Here is an 18,500-nt window from a genome sequence, read left to right on the forward strand (position 1 = left end):
GGCGGCTTCTGTTTTTTTATGGTGATTAAGGATGGGGGGATTGCTGTTTATCGCAAACGCATATTCTAGTCTGTATTTTTTAAGCTATCGTGATTTCTTAGTAACGTATTAAAGCAGATATTTTAGATGAAGTGCAGCATCATACGGTGTTAAGCTGGTTCCGGCCTTCAGACGTTGAACAAAATCAGGATTGGCAAGGAGCGGGCGCCCGAAAGCCGCTAGATCAATGGTTCCGGCTTTTATAGCAGATGCAGCAGATTCATAATCTAAATTTCCTACTCCGATTATTGTACCATTCCAATGTTCGCGCACAGCTTGATGAAATGTCATTCCTTTGGTGAATATCTTAGTAAACTGGTTGGTTGAGGGGTGAAGAATCTTAAGGCCTAATGCCTTGAAAATTTGTATATAAGCAGCCATTGTTTGTTCGGGATTATCCCAACTATAATTCGGAATATCATCTTTTATTTCTGAAAAACGAACGATAGTCCTTAGCGCCCCTATTTCTGTCACTACGGAAGTTAGCAGCTCTTTCATGAATGTTAAACGCTGTGATAAGTCCCCGCCATAGGTGTCCGTCCGAGTGTTTGTAACCTCTGAATTAAACTGATCGATTAAATACCCATGGGCTGCATGGATTTCAACCCCGTCAAAACCGGCAATTATCGCATTTCTCGCAGCAGCAGCATGCTGTTCAATCACTTCGGAAATTTCGTCCTGAGACATCGCCTCAGGCATCTCATAAGGTTTGCGTAACCGATGCACGAGTCCATTTGCTGCAATGCTAGATGGAGCTTGAGGAGGAAGGCCTCCCGTTAATTCATGATGGGTCAGCCTGCCAACATGCCAAAGCTGCGCCACGATCGTTCCACCTTCCAAATGAACAGCATCAGTCACCTTTTTCCATGCTTGGATCTGCTCGTTGGTGTATAGCCCTGATATACCATAGGTTCCTTTGGCTCTTGGGCTTGGATTTATCCCCTCCGTAATGATCAGACCAATACCATCAGCAGCCCGTTTACGGTAATATTCTACGACATCTGGACCAACCACACCTGACTTATTGTCGGCAAAGGAACGAGTCATAGGCGCCATGACTACACGTGATTGAAGCGTCCAATTTTCAATCGTAACTTGTTCAAGCAATTTATTAGATTCCATCTTTATGCCTCCTCAGTGCTTAACAGTTGATTATGCATTAATGTTATAATGGAATCGTTCTATTTTACATAATAAATTAAAGGTGTTGTATCATGATATCCTTTAAAATTATTTTATTAATGTTATTTGACATTGAAATTAAAGGAGTGACTAGTTTGGTCGATGAACTGGATAAAAACATTATTATGATTCTTCAAGATCAGGCAAGAATTTCAATGACGGAGTTAGGAAAAGCCGTTGCATTGTCGCAGCCAGCAGTAACAGAAAGAGTGCGGAGGTTGGAGGAAAAAGGCATTATTGATCATTACCGTGCTGTTGTTTCTCTTGAAAAATTGAACAAATCGATTGTTGCCTACTTATTATTTCATACGAAGAGCTGCGAAAGTTTTGTTGATCATTGCAAAAATTCGCTTGATGTACTTGAGATGCATCGTATAAGTGGTCAGTACAATTTTTTGGTTAAGGTGATTAGCGAATCATTGCATTCCATGGAAAATGTTATTAATGAAATGGGAAAGTTTGGAGACTCGACAACTTTAATCGTCCTCTCCTCACCTATTGAGCATAGTAAGGTTGTTCCTAATATTCAGGATAAATAGATAGAAACCCATATATTCATTTTGAATATATTCCTGACACTAGCTTTAAATATGCCAATATAAATTTGCGTTCACACTAAACATCAGATACGATTTTATTATTCATTACGGTTGCCAAACACAGTGAATTTAAGCTTTATAGGCTCCCGAAACTGCAGTATCTACTGATGTAGCCTGTCATATGGGCATTATTGTGCACAATCGCTTGACTTGGAGTTAACTCCAAGGAGTACACTACAACTGAAGGAAACAATATCTATTTGAAAGTGAGGAACGATTAAATGGAATATGTGAAACTCGGTAATACAGGCTTGGATGTGTCTCGGCTTTGTCTTGGCTGTATGAGCTTTGGTGTAGCGGAGCGGTGGGTGCATCCTTGGGTACTTGATGAAGCGAGCAGCCGTCCAATCATAAAAAAAGCATTGGATTTAGGCATCAACTTTTTTGATACTGCGAACGTATATTCAGATGGAACAAGCGAAGAAATTGTGGGTCAAGCGTTAAAGGATTATGCCAATCGAGATGAAATTGTTCTGGCGACAAAGGTTCATTTTCGGATGCAACAAGGCCCAAACGGTGCTGGTCTTTCTCGAAAGGCAATCATGAGTGAAATAGATAAGAGCCTTAAGCGACTCGGAACGGATTATGTAGACCTTTATCAAATTCATCGCTGGGATTACCATACACCCATTGAAGAAACGATGGAAGCATTACATGATGTTGTGAAGGCTGGAAAGGCAAGATACATTGGCGCTTCAGCCATGTACGCATGGCAGTTCCTAAAGGCATTGCATGTAGCTGAAAAAAATGGATGGACTCGGTTTGTATCGATGCAAAATCATTTAAACCTCATCTACCGTGAAGAAGAGAGAGAAATGCTGCCGCTTTGTAAGGAAGAAAAAATTGGCGTCATTCCTTACAGCCCGCTCGCATCAGGAAGATTGACACGTGATTGGTCAGAAACAACGCATCGTTTCGAAACCGATCAAGTTCAAAAATCTAAATACGATGCGACTGCAAATACTGACCGATTAATTGTAGAGCGGGTTGCAGCCATTGCCGAAAAACATGGCGTTCCCCGTGCTCAGATCGCGTTAGCCTGGGTACTACATAAAGAACCAGTAACCGCACCAATTATTGGCGCTACAAAAATGTCGCATCTCGAAGATGCAGCAGCTGCAGTTTCCATTAAGCTATCACCAGAAGAAATTGCATCGCTGGAAGAGCCGTATGTTCCACATCCAGTCGTTGGGCCTATTACGATGTAATGAGTGTTTAATATAAGGAACAACAAGAACGCCCGATTGATTTTTTCGGGCGTTCTTGATCTTAAATTAGGGAGTGAAATCTGCATGTTGATAGCTGAGGCAAGTGCGAAATTTGATTTATCACCGGACACGCTCCGCTATTATGAACGGGTCGGGCTTATTCCACGGGTGAATCGCAATAAAAGCGGAATCAGGGATTATACGGAGGAAGACTGCAGATGGGTTGAATATATCAAATGCATGCGTGGTGTAGGTCTTCCTATTGAGATTTTGATTGAATATGTTGCGTTGTATCAACAGGGTGATGAAACCATCGGGGCTAGGAAAGAGCTTTTAATCGAGCAGCATAAACTGCTAGCCAAAAAAATGGAAGAGATGAAAAAAGGATTAGAACGCATGGATGATAAAATTGCAAGATATGAACAGACAATATTAAAAAAAGAAAAAATGCTAAGTAGATCTAAGACGCAATAGTCCATCGAATCCCCCTCGTTTTATTGACATTGATTCATGTAGGGCTTCACATAAATATTCGGTTAATAGAAAAATTCAGATGAATGTGATAATTTATTAATTATGACTTGCATTTGAAAAGGTGGTTTGTAAACGTTATGGAGCTCGATTTTCCAAAAGTAGAGACAGTGGAAGAAGTCTCGGCTTTAGCGCAATTGGCATCGGAAATTTGGAATGAATATTTTGTAAGCATTATAACAAAAGAACAAATTGATTATATGGTGGATAAATTCCAATCGGATCATGCGATTACGAATCAAATTGAAAATCAAGGTTATGAATATTTTTTCATGAATATACATGGCCATAATATCGGCTACTTGGGGATAAAACAAGAAGAAGACAAGTTGTTTTTAAGCAAGTTTTATATACGCAAAGAGCATCGCGGAAAAGGTTATGCAAGTCAGGCTATGGCGTTCTTGGAAGAGATATGTAAAGATCGAGGGTTAGGTATGATATGGCTCACGGTAAATCGTTACAATGATACAACGATTGCTGTGTATGAGAAAAAAGGGTTTAAATCAGTTCGTACTCAGGTGGCTGATATAGGAAATGGTTTTGTAATGGATGATTTTATAATGGAAAAAGAAATTGGATTGGAAAAAGTCGAGTAACAAGGGGGTACTGATGAATGGAGAAGTTTGAGTTAATGTTGAACAAATATGCTGAATTAGTCGTTAAGGTTGGTGTGAACGTCCAAGTGGGGCAAGTGCTTATTGTACATGCCCCGATTGAAACGGCTGAACTAACGCGATTAATTGTAGCAAAAGCTTATGAGGCAGGAGCCAAATACGTCATTGTAGAGTGGGATGACGATGCCATTACTCGCGTTCGGTATGAGAAGGCATCAGATGATTCCTTCGATTATTATCCACAGTGGCTTGCTGACAGTATGGTGCATTTTGCTGAAGAAGGCGGAGCTATACTGCATATTAAAGTGCCTAATCCAGAGCTGTTTCGCGGCATCGATTCTGCAAAAGTATCGGCTGCGGTCAAGTCCGCGGCTGTCGCGCGAGAAGAATATTCAAAGTATACGCGCAACAGCAAAATTAGCTGGTCGCTGATCAAGGCGCCAACTCGCGCATGGGCGGATAAAGTGTATGCCGATCTTCCGGAGGAGCAGCGCGTGGATGCGATGTGGGAAGCAATTTTCCACATGGTGCGAGTAAATACAGATGATCCTATTGCCGCTTGGCGTGAGCATATTAATCATTTGAAAACAAGCCAGGATCTTCTTAATGCGAAACGCTATAAGAGTCTGCATTATCGCGCGCCGGGAACGGACCTGCGAGTACAACTGCCTGAAGGACATATTTGGCGTGGCGGCGGCGGGGAAAATGAGAAATGTGTTTATTTTGTTGCGAATATGCCAACTGAAGAAGTGTACACCATGCCTCATCGTACCGGTGTGAACGGCACGGTAAAAAGCACATTGCCTCTCAATTTGAACGGCAGGTTAGTTGAAGGAATCACGTTTACGTTCAAAGACGGCAAAGTGGTTGCTTATGATGCCGAATCGGGACTTGAACATTTAACTTCATTGCTCGAAACGGATGAAGGTGCATCCTATCTCGGAGAGATGGCATTAGTGCCACATGATTCCCCAATATCGAACTTGAATAGAGTATTTTATAATACAGGCATTGACGAGAATGCTTCCTGTCATTTTGCACTGGGAAGTGCTTATCCTGTCAACCTGGAAGGTGGAACGAAGCTCTCCAAAGAGGAACTACTGGAGCGAGGCGCTAACGTAAGTCTTACACATGTTGACTTCATGATTGGTTGCGCCGATCTCGATATTGATGGAGAACTGCCTGACGGCACAATCGAGCCTGTCTTTCGTCAAGGGAATTGGGCTTATTAAATGTAAATTATGGAAAAGTTACTGAGTCGTGTGCTCTTGAAGCGCTATAGAGAAAGGTTAGCATATCAATTGATGTGCTAACCTTTTTTTGTTAATTAGAGTGTTAATTTAGAATAAGGAGAACCAGCAGCCCGCGCCTCTACCATAGAAAAACCCGACCATAAGAGGTCGGGTTTTTATTTGTTGTACGCCAAAATTGGCGTGAACTCTAGGATTTAAATTCAAAGGTGACTGGCATGGTTGAACTATCTATTGCGTCTAAATAAAATCTTGGTATGATTCCTTTATGAATGTTAACGGCAAAAGCCCTCCGTTAAGAAGTTGAACAATCTGATCCGAGTCTCTGTTATTCTGGTTATATTAATTAGCATCGAGAAGTTTTCCTAGATGGTGAAGAAGGGGATATCCTATGAAATTGCAGGCTGCCGGCAAAGCGAAGTGGTTCGTCTATCAGAAAATTGTCATCGTATTTATCGTGTTTCTTGTTCCCCTCATTTCGATGAATATTTGGGTCAATTACAAGGGCATGTCGTTTTCGAAAAATACAATGCTGGATTCCGCCGAAGCGGGAGCTTCTTTTTATGCGAAGCAGCTGGACAAGGAAATGTATTTTATTCGCAATCAGCAATTAGGCTTTATTAACGGTGAAGATTTGCAAAAGCTAAGCTTCAGGGGAGGAAGCCTCGGGAAATATGATGAGGTTAGACTCATTGAGCAGGTGAAGGATCGATTGAGCTTTCTAATGAATTCGAGTGAATACGTACTTAATGCAGGCGTTTATATTGCTTCAGAGGGGAAAACCATCTCGATTTCGAATGGGGTTACCAACACGCCAAATGATGAATACGAGCTTATTTCTAAGCTTATAGGCGTTGCAATCAAGCCCTCTTTTTACCTGGATGGTGATCGGATCTTCTTTATTGAGACGGCAAATAATGATGGCATATGGTCGTATATCGAAATTTCTAAAGTGAAGCTGCTCGAAGAGCTGCATACCATTACTACCCTCTATCAGGAGTCAGAGGTTTTGCTTGGGAGCGAGGGTTTGGGGAGTGTGTTTGCGACTACGCAAGATGCGCAAGCTATTATTGTACAGCAACAGCTGGTTAAATTACCTAATGAGCAAGATGACAATATGTCCAAAATGGAGAAGGTAAACGGCATCCGTTATTTTGTTATCCATAATTTTGTAAGCTCTTTAAATCTGTCATTAATTATGTATGTGAATCAGAACGAGATCACTAGATCATTAAGCCAGTTTTATACGCTGTATTATCTGCTGTTCAGCATTACCATTATCATTCTTTTGCTTTATTCATTCTCTGTAAACGTCATGATCCATCGCCCATTGTCCAATCTAGGCAAGGCGTTTCGTATGATAGAAACAGATAATCTGAACTTAGTGATCGAATCCAAGACAAAGGATGAATTTCATTATTTATTTCAAAGCTTTAATCGGATGGCACATCGCTTGAAGGTTTCCATAAAGGAAAACTATGAACAAAAGATAGCGCTGCAGCACTCGGAATTAAAGCAGCTGCAATCTCAAATTAACCCTCATTTTTTATACAACAGCTTTTTTAACATTTATATGATGTGTAAGGTAGGCGATTCGGATAGTGCGGCGGAGCTCTCCCAAAAGCTGGGAAGCTATTATCAATACATTACAAGAAGCGGTTCTGATGAAGTGCTGCTTAACAAAGAATTTCAGCATGCGCTCGATTATTGTGAGATTCAATGTATTCGCTTTTCCAACCGCATTTCTTATGAATACACGGAGATTTCAGATCAATTGCATACCGTTTACGTTCCAAGACTTATCATTCAGCCGATCGTAGAGAATGTATTTGATCATGCCTTTGAAGATGGTACGATGAACGGAGTTGTCTATATTGGAGCCAGCTATCAGGATGATATCGTACGCATCACCGTAGAGGACAACGGCAGTTTATTAACAGATGATAAAATTGAGCAGTTGCAGGAGCAGCTTGCAGTCAAAACGAAACAGATTGAGAAAACGGGATTAATTAACGTCAGCAATCGGCTAAAATTAATTTATGGAGCGGACAGCGGCTTATTTGTCTCCCGAAGCCAATACGGCGGATTAAAAGTGGAGCTTATCATACATCTTGAGAATAAGGGGGCACAATAATGTACCGATTGTTAATCGTAGATGACGAGCCTGTCATTGTGAATGGGCTAGTGCAGCTTTTTCAGGGAAACAAAGACTTTGAGCTAGATATATGCAAAGCCTATTCCTCTGGTGAAGCGCTTGAAATAGCAAAAAAAACGAAACTGGATATTTTGATCAGCGACATTCGTATGCCTCAGAAGAATGGCCTGCAATTGGTGGATGAGATGGTATATTATTGGCCCGCATGCCGAGTCATTTTTCTTACAGGGTATAGCGAATTTGATTACGTATACGAAGCGTTAAAGAAAAACGTAGAAAACTATATTTTGAAAACAGAAGGCATTGAGCCTATTTTCCAAGCGGTAAAAGAGGTAATAGGTAAGCTGGAAGAAGAGAAAAGCGTTAAGCTGCAGCAGGAGAAGGCGCAAAGACATATTCAAATCGCCGAGCCTTATCTCAAAAAAGAAATGATGGACGCCATGCTTGGCGGAGAGCCGCTTCCTTCTCTATTGACCGAGTCCATTTATGCAGAAGTGGAATTTGGCATTGCTGCTGAGCGCCCCGCATTCTTCCTGGTAGGGCAAGTGGATCGGCTTGAGGTTGAAAATTTAAAGGTGCTGGAATCGGTGCAACGGATTTTTGACAATCATTTGCCGGCTTCCATAGCTAGAGAGAAAGCTATCTACAATGGCAGCTCACTTCTATGGATTCTTCAAGCGGATGAGGAATTATTGGGACGTTTTCGAGGGAATCAGCCAGATGAGAATACGAAGGAGCAAGGCATCGCATCCTATATGAAAGGCATTCTTGAGCTTGTACAAAATGAATGTGTTGAGGTTCTCTCGGCTTCGGTTTCATTTGGCATTTCTGGGAATTTGTTAGGAAAGTGGGATACGCTCCATCTCCAAGTGGAAGCTGTTCGTGCAATGATTCAGAAAAGAGCGGCATTTGGCCAAAAAATGGTTATTGTTGATTACGAGAAATCGAATGCTTGTGAATCCGATATGAGCGGAGAGATGAAGCAAGAAGAATTTAAACAATTGCTTATCGAACAAATTCATCAATATGTTCATAACAATCTGTCCAAGGATGTGTCTCTAACGGCTATTGCGGACGAGGTTCATTTTAATCCATCCTATTTGTCTCGCTATTACAAGCAGATCACAGGGCATAATCTATTAGAGTACATTCAATCTACAAAAATGACCGTTGCCATCGATCTGATGATGAATACTTCCTTGAAATTAAATGAAATTGCGAGTAAGGCGGGTTTTGACTCGGCTTCGTATTTTACGACTTTTTTCAAAAAAATGACGGGTCTTTCACCTCAAGAGTATCGAAATTCGCAATAAGTAAAAAATTCAAAAGCGATGTAAAAAAAGTGAAATTGAAACCGCTTTCCCTCTCGAAATATAATAAACACAGGGATCAGGGCTACTAACATTATCAAAAGGGGGAAGTGTTCCATATGAAAAATTATAAGACAATGAAGATGATTTTGTTGTTATCGCTGTCTGCTTCAGCCATTACAGCATGCTCCAGCCAAGGAAATGACAAAGGAAACACATCCACATCTAAACCGTCAACAGAGAACAACCAGACTGAAGCCACTCCGCCAGATCCATTCGGTAAATACGCTGAACCGGTTACGGTTACAGAAGTGCTTGGATTTAATCCACCTGAGGATTCAAGAACGCCAAAAGGAATTACTCCAGATCAAAATGCTTACTTTAAAGATTTAAAAGAGATGATGAACATCGAAGTGAAATATAAATGGACCGTGCCTTCCAGCCAATTTGAACAAAAGTTCTCACTTGCGATGGCATCGGGCGACCTGCCTGATATTTTGGAGCTGGACCCGAAAAACTTCGAAAAGCTGAAAAAGCAAGATATGCTCGCTGATCTGACAGAAGCATATGAGCAATATGCATCTCCTACACTTAAGAAATATATGGAGTCTGATGGCGGCTTTGCAATGAAGACTTATAACGCAGACGGCAAACAGCTGGCCATTCCAGCTTTTGAAGATCCATTCCTATCCACGCAGCTGCTTTGGATTCGGAAGGATTGGCTGGATAATTTGAACTTGCAAGCGCCTACGACAATCGATGAGCTGGAGAAGGTTGCAGAAGCATTTGTGAAAAACGATCCAGATCAAAACAAGCAAAATGATACTTATGGTATTTCATTGCAAAAAACATTGTTTTTCTGGGGCTTTGATGTAAGAGGATTGTTTAACGGATTCGGAGCTTACCCATCCATTGGTGATGCTCAGACGGCTTGGATCAAAAATGGTGAAGATAAACTAATACCGGGCCTTATTCAACCTGAGGTGAAGACGGCACTTAGCAAGCTGCAGTCTTGGTACCAAAATGGCATTCTCAATAAGGAGTTTGCGCTGAAGGATGAGAACAAAGCAGTAGAAGATCTTACTTCGGGCAAGGTAGGTATTTCCTACGGAGAATGGTGGTACCCGAACTGGCCGCTTAATTTAAATATTGACAAAGATCCGAAGGCTGAATGGATTGCTGTTCAAATTCCAGGGCTGGACGGTCCAGCAAAATCACTCGTTCCGAAAATTCGCGCTGGCAAGGTTTTCGCTGTAAACAAAAAAGCGAAAAATCCAGAAGCTGCTATTAAAATGATCAACTTCTATATCGAAATGGGTAACAAACAATATTTAGAGAAAAACAAAGCCGAGAATGGTTATGTATACAACTGGTTTAATCCACGTATCTACAACCCGGCTCAAATTGAAACCATCTATACAGAAGTAAACAAAGCACTCGACGCTAAACAAACTGAAATTACGCTGGATGATGAGAACTACAAGAACGTGGCGGACGTATTCAAAGCAGGAACCGATTTCCTCGCAGGCAATACAAAAGATGCTTCCAAAGGCGTCAATTGGGGTCAATATTACAGCCGTGCAGCAAAAGATGGCGGCTGGGGAACGACGCGTAAAATTAAAGAAAGCGGAGCGTTTGTAAACAATGAATTCTATGGCCTTCCTACAAAAACACAAGTAGAAAAAGGTGCTCAGCTTGATAAGCTTATGCAGGAATCCTTTACAAAGATCATTATGGGCRCTTCCATTGATGAATTTGATAAGTTCGTTGCAAGCTGGAAATCGCTAGGCGGCGATGATATTACAGCAGAAGTTAATGCATGGTACGGCGAGCAAGCGGAAAATTAAATCTTAAATCAATCAAAAGCGGGAGAGACGAGTCGAGGAGTCGACAACTCCTCCCGCTTTAAAATTAGCAGCTGGTTAGGAGGGTCATCTATGAGAACGCTGAAAAAAGAATATGTACTACATTTGATGTTACTGCCCGGTGTTATCGCTACTTTGATCTATGCATACGGTCCTATGGCTGGCCTTGTGATGGCTTTTCAACAATTTGAACCATTATCCGGTTTTTTTAAATCTGAATTCGTAGGCTTTGACAATTTCCGTTACGTATTTGCGCTGCCGGATTTTGGTCAAGTGCTTTGGAATACGATCATTATTGCGATTTTCAAAATGATCTTGTTTTTGCTTGTTCCTCTTATTCTTGCGTTATTGCTAAATGAAGTGACAAGAAAATGGTTCTCAGGTTTCATTCAATCTGCCATCTTCCTTCCGTTCTTTCTGTCATGGACCGTGCTTGGCGGAGTCGTCATTGAATTGTTCTCGCTGAGCGGACCTGTTAATGGCTTGTTATCCGAAATGGGATTTCAGCCGATTATGTTTATGCTCGACAATGACTGGTTCAGAGGCATTGTCATTGGATCAGATGTGTGGAAAGGCATGGGCTACAATATGATTGTTATGCTCGCTGCAATTGTAGGCATCAATGCAACGCTATATGAAGCAGCAGAGGTTGATGGAGCAGGCAAGTGGAAGCAAGTGATGTACATTACGCTTCCAGGCATTTCCCCCATACTCATTTTGCTAGGCGTATTAAGCTTAGGCGGAATTCTAAATGCTGGCTTCGAACAAATTCTAATTATGTATAACCCGACCGTTTATGAAGGTGCAGATATCATTGATACATTCGTTTATCGACTAGGGATGTTCAGCCAGCAATTCGGACCGGCAGCGGCAATCGGCCTCTTTAAATCGGTCATTTCATTAGGGTTAGTATCCATTACCTACTATGCGGCTTATAAACTTAACAACTACAGAATATTCTAGAACGGAGGTAATACAGTGATACACAAACCATCAATCAGTAGAAAGCTTTTTGTCGTCTTCAATACGTTGTTGTTAACAGCTATCACGCTGCTTGGTATTATCCCGTTTATTCATTTACTCTCCATCTCACTTAGCTCGAATACGGCTGCGATGGCAGGAGAAGTTAAGCTTTGGCCTGTCGGCTTCTCCTTGGATGCCTATCAATACTTGGGAGAGAAGGTTGAGTTCTTCCGATCATTATGGGTATCCGTACAGCGGGTCGTGCTTGGGACGGCTGTTAATATGCTGCTTGTATTTATTACGGCTTTTCCGCTTGCGAAATCTAATCATCAGTTTAAATTTAGAACCCCTTATGTATGGTTCTTTGCGATAACGATGTTTTTCGGCGGCGGATTGATTCCTACGTATATCATTGTCAAAGATACAGGCATCATCGATTCGATTTGGGCGCTCGTTTTGCCGGGTGCTTTGAATGTATGGAATATGGTGCTCATGTTGAATTTCTTCAGATCCATTCCGAGAGAACTGGATGAGGCAGCGACAATTGACGGTGCGGGACACTGGCGTGTGCTTTGGCAAATTTATTTGCCTGTATCGCTTCCATCGATCGCAACGATTGGCTTGTTCACGATTGTTGGGCATTGGAACTCTTGGTTTGATGGCATTCTTTACTTGAATTCACCAGAAAAGTATCCATTGCAAACGTATCTGTCTACATTAATTATGTCGATTAATGCCCAAATGTCTTCCATGTCTATTGAGCAGCTTAAAGTGATGGACAACTTAAGCGAGAAGACACTTCGAAATGCGCAAATCTTTATGGGTGCTTTGCCCATTATGCTCGTATATCCGTTTTTGCAAAAGTATTTTGTTAAAGGCATGACCGTAGGAAGCGTCAAGGAATAGATAGACTTACAACATCGAGGAGAGATTAATTATGAAAAAAGTAACGGTTGCCATAATTGGAGCGGGCTTGCGGGGTGTCAACTATTTGGAGTATGCTCTTGCTCATCCCAATGAGCTGCAAGTTGTAGCTGTTGCAGAGCCGGTTGCAGAGCGCAGGGAGAGCTTCCAAGCTAGACATAACATTGCAGATAATATGTGTTTTGAGAACTGGGATGATTTTTTCGCTATGCCAAAACTAGCCGATGCCGTACTCATCTGCACGCAAGATAAACAGCATTTTGATCCGACAATGAAAGCACTTGAGGCAGGTTATCATGTGCTGCTTGAGAAGCCGATGTCTCCCGATGCCAAAGAATGTTTGCTTATGGGAGAAAAGGCGTCTCAGTTAAATCGAGTGTTTTCGATATGTCATGTGCTTCGTTATACGAATTTCTTCTCTACCATTAAAGAATTATTAGAAAAAGAAACAATTGGTAAATTAATGTCTATCACGCATAATGAAAATGTAGGGTTCTGGCATCAAGCGCATAGCTTCGTAAGAGGAAATTGGAGCCGGAAAGAGGATTCTAGTCCAATGATTCTAGCGAAGTCCTGTCATGATCTGGACATTTTGCTCTGGTTGGCTGGTTCGGAATGTGTTCGTGTATCCTCCTTCGGATCACTCTCACATTTTACAGCCGATCAAGCGCCGGCAGGAGCGCCGTTACGCTGCTTAGACGGGTGTCCAGTGGCAGACGAATGTCTCTACTACGCGCCTAATTACTATTTAACAGAGGATACGAATTGGCCAACTTCGGCAATTAGTAATGATCTGAGCTATAGTGCGCGTTATAAGGCGCTTGAGGAAGGACCTTACGGCAGATGCGTCTATCATTGTGACAACGATGTTGTTGACCACCAGGTTGTGAATTTGGAGTTTGCGAATTCCGTCACAGCAGCATTTACGATGAGCGCATTTACTAGAGATGTTAGCCGCACAATCAAGCTTATGGGAACCAAAGGTGAAATCCGCGGCGCCATGGAGAAAAATGAAATTGAAGTGATCCATTTTGGCAGCGGCAAGATTGAGCGAATCTCATTTGAAGATATGGGAGGTCATGTTGGCCACGGCGGCGGTGATATGGGTTTACTCAAGGATTTCTTAAAGCTGGTAAGAGAAGATGGCAAGAGTGAGGGGATTACCTCGGCAAGTCAATCCGTTCAAAGCCATTTAATGGCCTTCGCGGCGGAGCAATCAAGAGTGGATGGAAACAGCATCAATCTCAAAGATTTTGCAGAAAGCATTCTAATTTAAAGAGGTGCAAGATGTATGAATAATCCAGTTCAATTTGAGTCGAAACTACTAAGCTCGTTGGCAAAAGTATTCGCAGATGAGACGCCAACCGAACAAGCCTTTCAAAGCGCTTCTGCGCTTTTCGGCGAAACCTATTCCTTCCAAGTCGCATACACCTCAGATACTCTCTTAAAAAATATAAATGTAAACATCGAATCCGACCTTGCAGACCGTATTTTAATTAGGTCTGTTGGGCTGGCTCCTTCGGAGATGCCTTGTTTCACAAATCCTGATGATAACGTCCTGCGCACGACACCGGGACTATATCCAGATCCATTATATGAGCTGAATCAACAATCCATTAATGCGGTACCTGAGCAGTGGCGTTCCATTTGGGTGAGCGTGGAGCTTGATGAATCTGTCGCTGCGGGTGTTCATTCCATTCAATTCTCCTTCCAATCAGAGGAAGGGGAGTCCTTAGCGGTATCCGATACATTTCAATTGACAGTCATCCCTGCTGCATTGCCCGCGCAGCAGTTAATTCACACGGAATGGTTTCATGTGGATTGTATTGCAACGCAGTACGGTGTCGAAGTCTTTAGTGAAGCGCATTGGACGCTTCTGGAACGTTATGTGGACGCGATGGTCAAGCACGGCATGAACATGGTATTGACGCCACTCTTTACGCCGCCGCTCGATACCCTTGTTGGAGGAGAACGTCCAACTGTCCAACTGGTGAAAGTTGATGTGGAGGGAGATACTTATACATTTGGCTTTGATCAGCTTACGCGGTGGGTAACGATGTGCAAGAAGCTGGACGTGAAGTACTTTGAGTTTTCACACTTGTTTACGCAATGGGGAGCAAAATGCGCTCCGAAAATTATGGGAACGGTACAAGGAGAAGAGAGAAAACTATTCGGCTGGGAGACGGATGCATCCTCTGAAGCTTATCGCAGCTTCTTGGATCAATTCCTGCCGAGTCTTGATCGCTACTTGAAAGAAAATGGACTGGATCAGCAAAGCTGGTTCCATATTTCGGATGAGCCGGACCTCAGTCAATTGGAATCCTATCAGGCTGCAAGCCAGATCGTGCGTAAGCATTTGTCTGATTATCCTATTATGGACGCGCTGTCTGATTTGGATATGTATGAGCGGGGTCTAGTGCAAAGACCGATTCCGGGGAACAATCATATCGAACCGTTTCTGGAGCATGGCGTTCCGGATTTATGGACCTATTATTGCTGTGCGCAGCATCAAGAAGTGTCCAATCGTTTTTTTAACATGCCTTCCTCTAGAAACCGGGTTATTGGGCTTCAGTTGTATAAGTTTGGATTGAAGGGCTTTCTGCATTGGGGTTTTAATTTCTGGTATTCGCAGTACTCCATCGATCAGAAGCTGGATCCCTATCGGTCAACGGATGCAAAGCTTGCGTTTCCTTCGGGAGATTCCTTCTTGGTTTATCCTGGCGAAGAGGGGCCAATCGAGTCTATTCGCTTGGAAGTTCTCTATGAGGCGATGCAAGACTTGCGCGCACTCGAGCTGCTAGAGCAGAAGATTGGCAAAGAACAGACGATAAAGCTGTTGGAAGAGGGTTTGCAAGAACCATTGACGTTCTCTGTTTATCCAAAGGGCAGTGGGGAATGGCTGTTAGCGACAAGAGAGAGAATCAATCAGGCTATAGCGAGTCATTATGCTTAATTAATGATTTAACTATTTTATAAGGCGGGAAATAAATGACTACATTTAATTATTCAGGATCTTCATTTTATTATAATGATCAGCCGATACGTCTTCTCTCAGGAGCTTTTCATTATTTCCGAACTGTACCTGAGCATTGGCAAGATCGACTTGCAAAATTAAAAGCCTGCGGGCTCAATACCGTGGAAACGTATGTCCCATGGAATCTTCATGAGCCGAAGAAAGGCCAATTTTATTTTGAAGGCATGGCGGATATCGTTCGTTTTATTGAGCTGGCTGGAGAAATCGGGCTGCATGTTATTGTTCGACCAGCGCCTTATATTTGTGCGGAATGGGAATTTGGCGGATTGCCATCTTGGCTGCTGGCGGACCCTGATATGCGCCTGCGCTGCTACCATAAGCCGTTTCTAGATCATGTAGATGCTTATTATGATGTGCTGCTTCCGAAATTAAAACCGCTTCTATGCACCAATGGCGGGCCGATCATCGCGATGCAGGTCGAGAATGAATATGGAAGCTATAGCAATGACAAACGCTACTTGATTCATCAAAAAGAAAGCATGATTGCACGTGGAATAGACGTTCTGCTATTCACCTCCGATGGACCTGAAGATGCAATGCTGCAAGGCGGTATGATCGATGGTGTTCTGGCAACGGTGAATTTTGGTTCTCGGCCAGCAGAAGCGTTCGAGAAGCTTAAACAATATCAACCGGATGCGCCATTTATGTGTATGGAATATTGGAACGGTTGGTTTGATCATTGGGGGGAGGAGCATCATACCCGTCCCGCTGAGGATGTCGCGAGTGTGCTTGATGAAATGCTTAGTCTGAACGGGTCCGTTAATTTCTATATGTTCCATGGCGGAACAAACTTTGGTTTCTACAACGGAGCGAACGGCCATACGGCGGATAGCTATGAACCTACGGTGACTAGCTATGATTATGATGCCTTGCTAAATGAATCCGGTGAACCGACCGCTAAATATTATGCGGTGCGCGATGTTATCTCCAAATATGTGGATGTACCTGCATGTGAATTGCCAGCTCCGATCGCTAGGAAAGCGTATGGACAAGTGAAAATGACCGAGCAAGCTTCATTAGCGGCTAATTTGGACAACATCTCTGCACCTATTTATACGGCATACCCTGAGACAATGGAAAAACTGGGGCAGGATTACGGATTTATTCATTATCGTACGTTTATTAGCGGACCACGTCCTAAAGATCAGTTTTTCTTGCAAGACGTGCATGACCGCGCACAAATTTTCATTAACGGACAGCCGGCTGGTGTTCTGGACCGCGTTCATACCGATGTGAAGATAGAATTTGAAGTGCCTGCTGAAGGAGTAGAGGTCTCTATCCTTGTTGAGAATTTAGGCCGAGTTAATTACGGACCTTATATGAAAGACCGGAAAGGGATTACCGAAGGGGTACGTTTTGGGCGCCAGTTCTTGTCGGATTGGACGACGTACAAGTTACCGCTAACGGACTTATCGGGTTTGCAATTCGGGAACATCACGGAACAAACAGGTCCGAGCTTCTTCCGAGGAACGTTAATTGTGGATGAGCCATGTGATACTTTCCTTAGTTTGGAAGGGTGGACCAAAGGTGTCGTGTTTATCAATGGTTTCAATCTGGGTCGTTATTGGGATATTGGACCGCAGAAGAGATTGTATGTGCCAGGTCCATTATTGAAGCAAGGTGATAATGAGATTATTATCTTTGAATTGCATGGAACGACGGATAACACAGTTAGCTTCTTGGACCAACCTGATTTAGGCTCTTAAAATAAGACAACTATAAATTGAATTGAATAACCAGTATATATTGAACGGAAATAAATGACTTGGGCAAGGGCGTAGGCACAAATGTGCTTACGCCCTTATTCATGTTTCAACTTGTATTAGGGAGAGAGTAAATGAATTCTAAATTTGGATATAAAGAATCAGATCGATTATTAATTATTAATGCGGATGATTATGGAATAACATGGGGAACCAATGAGGCTATTCATACATTATTTCAACAGGCTGCCATTACCTCAACTTCAATAATGATTCCCTGCCGAGCAGCCAAAGAAGCTTTAAGCAAGGGTGATATTCAGACTATCGAGCAGGCCGGAATTCATTTGACATTATCAAGTTCAGAGCATCAAGGATATAAGCCTGTGTATCATGAGAATCCGCTCTACAGCCTTGTTAATTCAGTTAATGAATTCTTTACAGATATCGCATTTTTAGAGTCCAATGCTGATCTGGATGAGGTTAGGCTTGAAATGCGAGCTCAAATTACATATGCGATTTCTCAAGGGATTGATCCCACTCATCTTGACAGTCATGCAGGGAGTATCTTTGGTCTAAACACAGGACGTGATTTTTTGGATATAGCATTAGATTTATGCCAAGAGTATCAACTGCCCTTTAATTTCCCTAGAAGAATTCTAATGCAGCCGTTTATAAACGAAGAGCAAAAGGAGAGGTTTTCCGAACGAATTTCTTCAGCGGACAGGCGCGGTATTTTCCTCATTGATGATATCATTTCTCTTCCCTATTGCCTTAGCACGAATGAAGAGCACGAGACGGTGAAGGCGCAGTTTGTATCCATGATCAAAAACCTAAAGTCTGGTATCACCCAGTTAACTGTTCATCCGTCTATCATTACTGATGAACTGAAGCAATTAACAAACTGTTATATGGAAAGGGAAATTGAATTCCGCTTACTCTGTGATTTGGATATAAAGCAGCTCTTCCTAAAGGAAAACATCAAGCTCATTTCGTGGAAGGACATTCGTGACCTACAACGTTCAATTAATGGGTAACAGCGTATTGTTTAACTCTGATCATTCCATAAATAAAGTTGAAGCCCGATAGCTTGGTTCTAGAGTTTATCGGGCCTCATAATCAGAAT

At 42.4% G+C, this 18,500-nt stretch carries 15 protein-coding genes; 14 read left to right on the top strand and 1 reads right to left on the bottom strand.

Annotation, left to right across the window (positions count from 1 at the left end):
* Window positions 1–108 precede the first annotated feature (108 nt).
* Entirely contained in the window at window positions 109–1,161 is a 1,053-nt protein-coding gene (locus AB4Z50_RS15245; RefSeq protein WP_441880287.1) for an oxidoreductase, read from the bottom strand.
* A 119-nt stretch (window positions 1,162–1,280) separates the two neighbouring features.
* Here AB4Z50_RS15245 and AB4Z50_RS15250 point away from each other — a divergent pair, with 119 nt between their 5' ends.
* The 14 genes from AB4Z50_RS15250 to AB4Z50_RS15315 all read left to right on the top strand — a co-directional run bounded on the left by AB4Z50_RS15250 (window position 1,281) and on the right by AB4Z50_RS15315 (window position 18,411).
* A complete protein-coding gene (locus tag AB4Z50_RS15250; protein ID WP_339209727.1) occupies window positions 1,281–1,760 on the top strand; it encodes an Lrp/AsnC family transcriptional regulator in 480 nt (159 codons plus the stop codon).
* Window positions 1,761–2,041: 281 nt separating this feature from the next.
* Window positions 2,042–3,028 (top strand): aldo/keto reductase, encoded by a 987-nt coding sequence (locus tag AB4Z50_RS15255; protein WP_441880289.1) that lies wholly within the window; start codon window positions 2,042–2,044, stop codon window positions 3,026–3,028.
* An 84-nt stretch (window positions 3,029–3,112) separates the two neighbouring features.
* Window positions 3,113–3,502 (top strand): MerR family transcriptional regulator, encoded by a 390-nt coding sequence (locus AB4Z50_RS15260; protein ID WP_339204343.1) that lies wholly within the window; start codon window positions 3,113–3,115, stop codon window positions 3,500–3,502.
* 137 nt (window positions 3,503–3,639) lie between these two features.
* A complete protein-coding gene (locus tag AB4Z50_RS15265) occupies window positions 3,640–4,155 on the top strand; it encodes a GNAT family N-acetyltransferase (protein WP_441880291.1) in 516 nt (171 codons plus the stop codon).
* Between the two features lie 17 nt (window positions 4,156–4,172).
* A complete protein-coding gene (locus AB4Z50_RS15270) occupies window positions 4,173–5,405 on the top strand; it encodes an aminopeptidase (RefSeq protein WP_441880293.1) in 1,233 nt (410 codons plus the stop codon).
* Window positions 5,406–5,814: 409 nt separating this feature from the next.
* Complete coding sequence (locus tag AB4Z50_RS15275; protein WP_441880295.1) at window positions 5,815–7,557, top strand: sensor histidine kinase; 1,743 nt, start codon at window positions 5,815–5,817, stop codon at window positions 7,555–7,557.
* A complete protein-coding gene (locus AB4Z50_RS15280; protein ID WP_441880297.1) occupies window positions 7,557–8,891 on the top strand; it encodes a response regulator transcription factor in 1,335 nt (444 codons plus the stop codon). The genes AB4Z50_RS15275 and AB4Z50_RS15280 overlap by 1 nt, the downstream gene beginning before the upstream one ends.
* 116 nt (window positions 8,892–9,007) lie before the next feature.
* Window positions 9,008–10,735 carry an extracellular solute-binding protein gene (locus AB4Z50_RS15285; protein ID WP_441880299.1) on the top strand — a complete coding sequence of 576 codons (1,728 nt, stop codon included), beginning with the start codon at window positions 9,008–9,010 and terminating at the stop codon, window positions 10,733–10,735.
* 90 nt (window positions 10,736–10,825) lie between these two features.
* Window positions 10,826–11,716, top strand: coding sequence for an ABC transporter permease (locus AB4Z50_RS15290; RefSeq protein WP_441880301.1), 891 nt, complete (start codon window positions 10,826–10,828; stop codon window positions 11,714–11,716).
* 18 nt (window positions 11,717–11,734) lie between these two features.
* Window positions 11,735–12,622: a carbohydrate ABC transporter permease gene (locus AB4Z50_RS15295; RefSeq protein WP_430060443.1), complete on the top strand. Its 888-nt coding sequence runs from the start codon at window positions 11,735–11,737 to the stop codon at window positions 12,620–12,622.
* Between the two features lie 31 nt (window positions 12,623–12,653).
* Window positions 12,654–13,916: a Gfo/Idh/MocA family protein gene (locus AB4Z50_RS15300; RefSeq protein WP_441880303.1), complete on the top strand. Its 1,263-nt coding sequence runs from the start codon at window positions 12,654–12,656 to the stop codon at window positions 13,914–13,916.
* Between the two features lie 15 nt (window positions 13,917–13,931).
* Window positions 13,932–15,593 carry a DUF4091 domain-containing protein gene (locus AB4Z50_RS15305; RefSeq protein ID WP_441880305.1) on the top strand — a complete coding sequence of 554 codons (1,662 nt, stop codon included), beginning with the start codon at window positions 13,932–13,934 and terminating at the stop codon, window positions 15,591–15,593.
* A 35-nt stretch (window positions 15,594–15,628) separates the two neighbouring features.
* The gene (locus AB4Z50_RS15310) at window positions 15,629–17,380 is read left to right on the top strand and encodes a beta-galactosidase (protein ID WP_441880307.1); all 1,752 of its coding nucleotides are present in this window, start codon (window positions 15,629–15,631) and stop codon (window positions 17,378–17,380) included.
* A 131-nt stretch (window positions 17,381–17,511) separates the two neighbouring features.
* Window positions 17,512–18,411, top strand: a complete 900-nt coding sequence (locus AB4Z50_RS15315) for a polysaccharide deacetylase family protein (RefSeq protein WP_441880309.1) — start codon at window positions 17,512–17,514, stop codon at window positions 18,409–18,411.
* The last annotated feature ends 89 nt before the right edge of the window (window positions 18,412–18,500 follow it).

Source organism: Paenibacillus sp. 2TAB26 (genome assembly GCF_052115145.1).
GTDB lineage: Bacteria > Bacillota > Bacilli > Paenibacillales > Paenibacillaceae > Pristimantibacillus.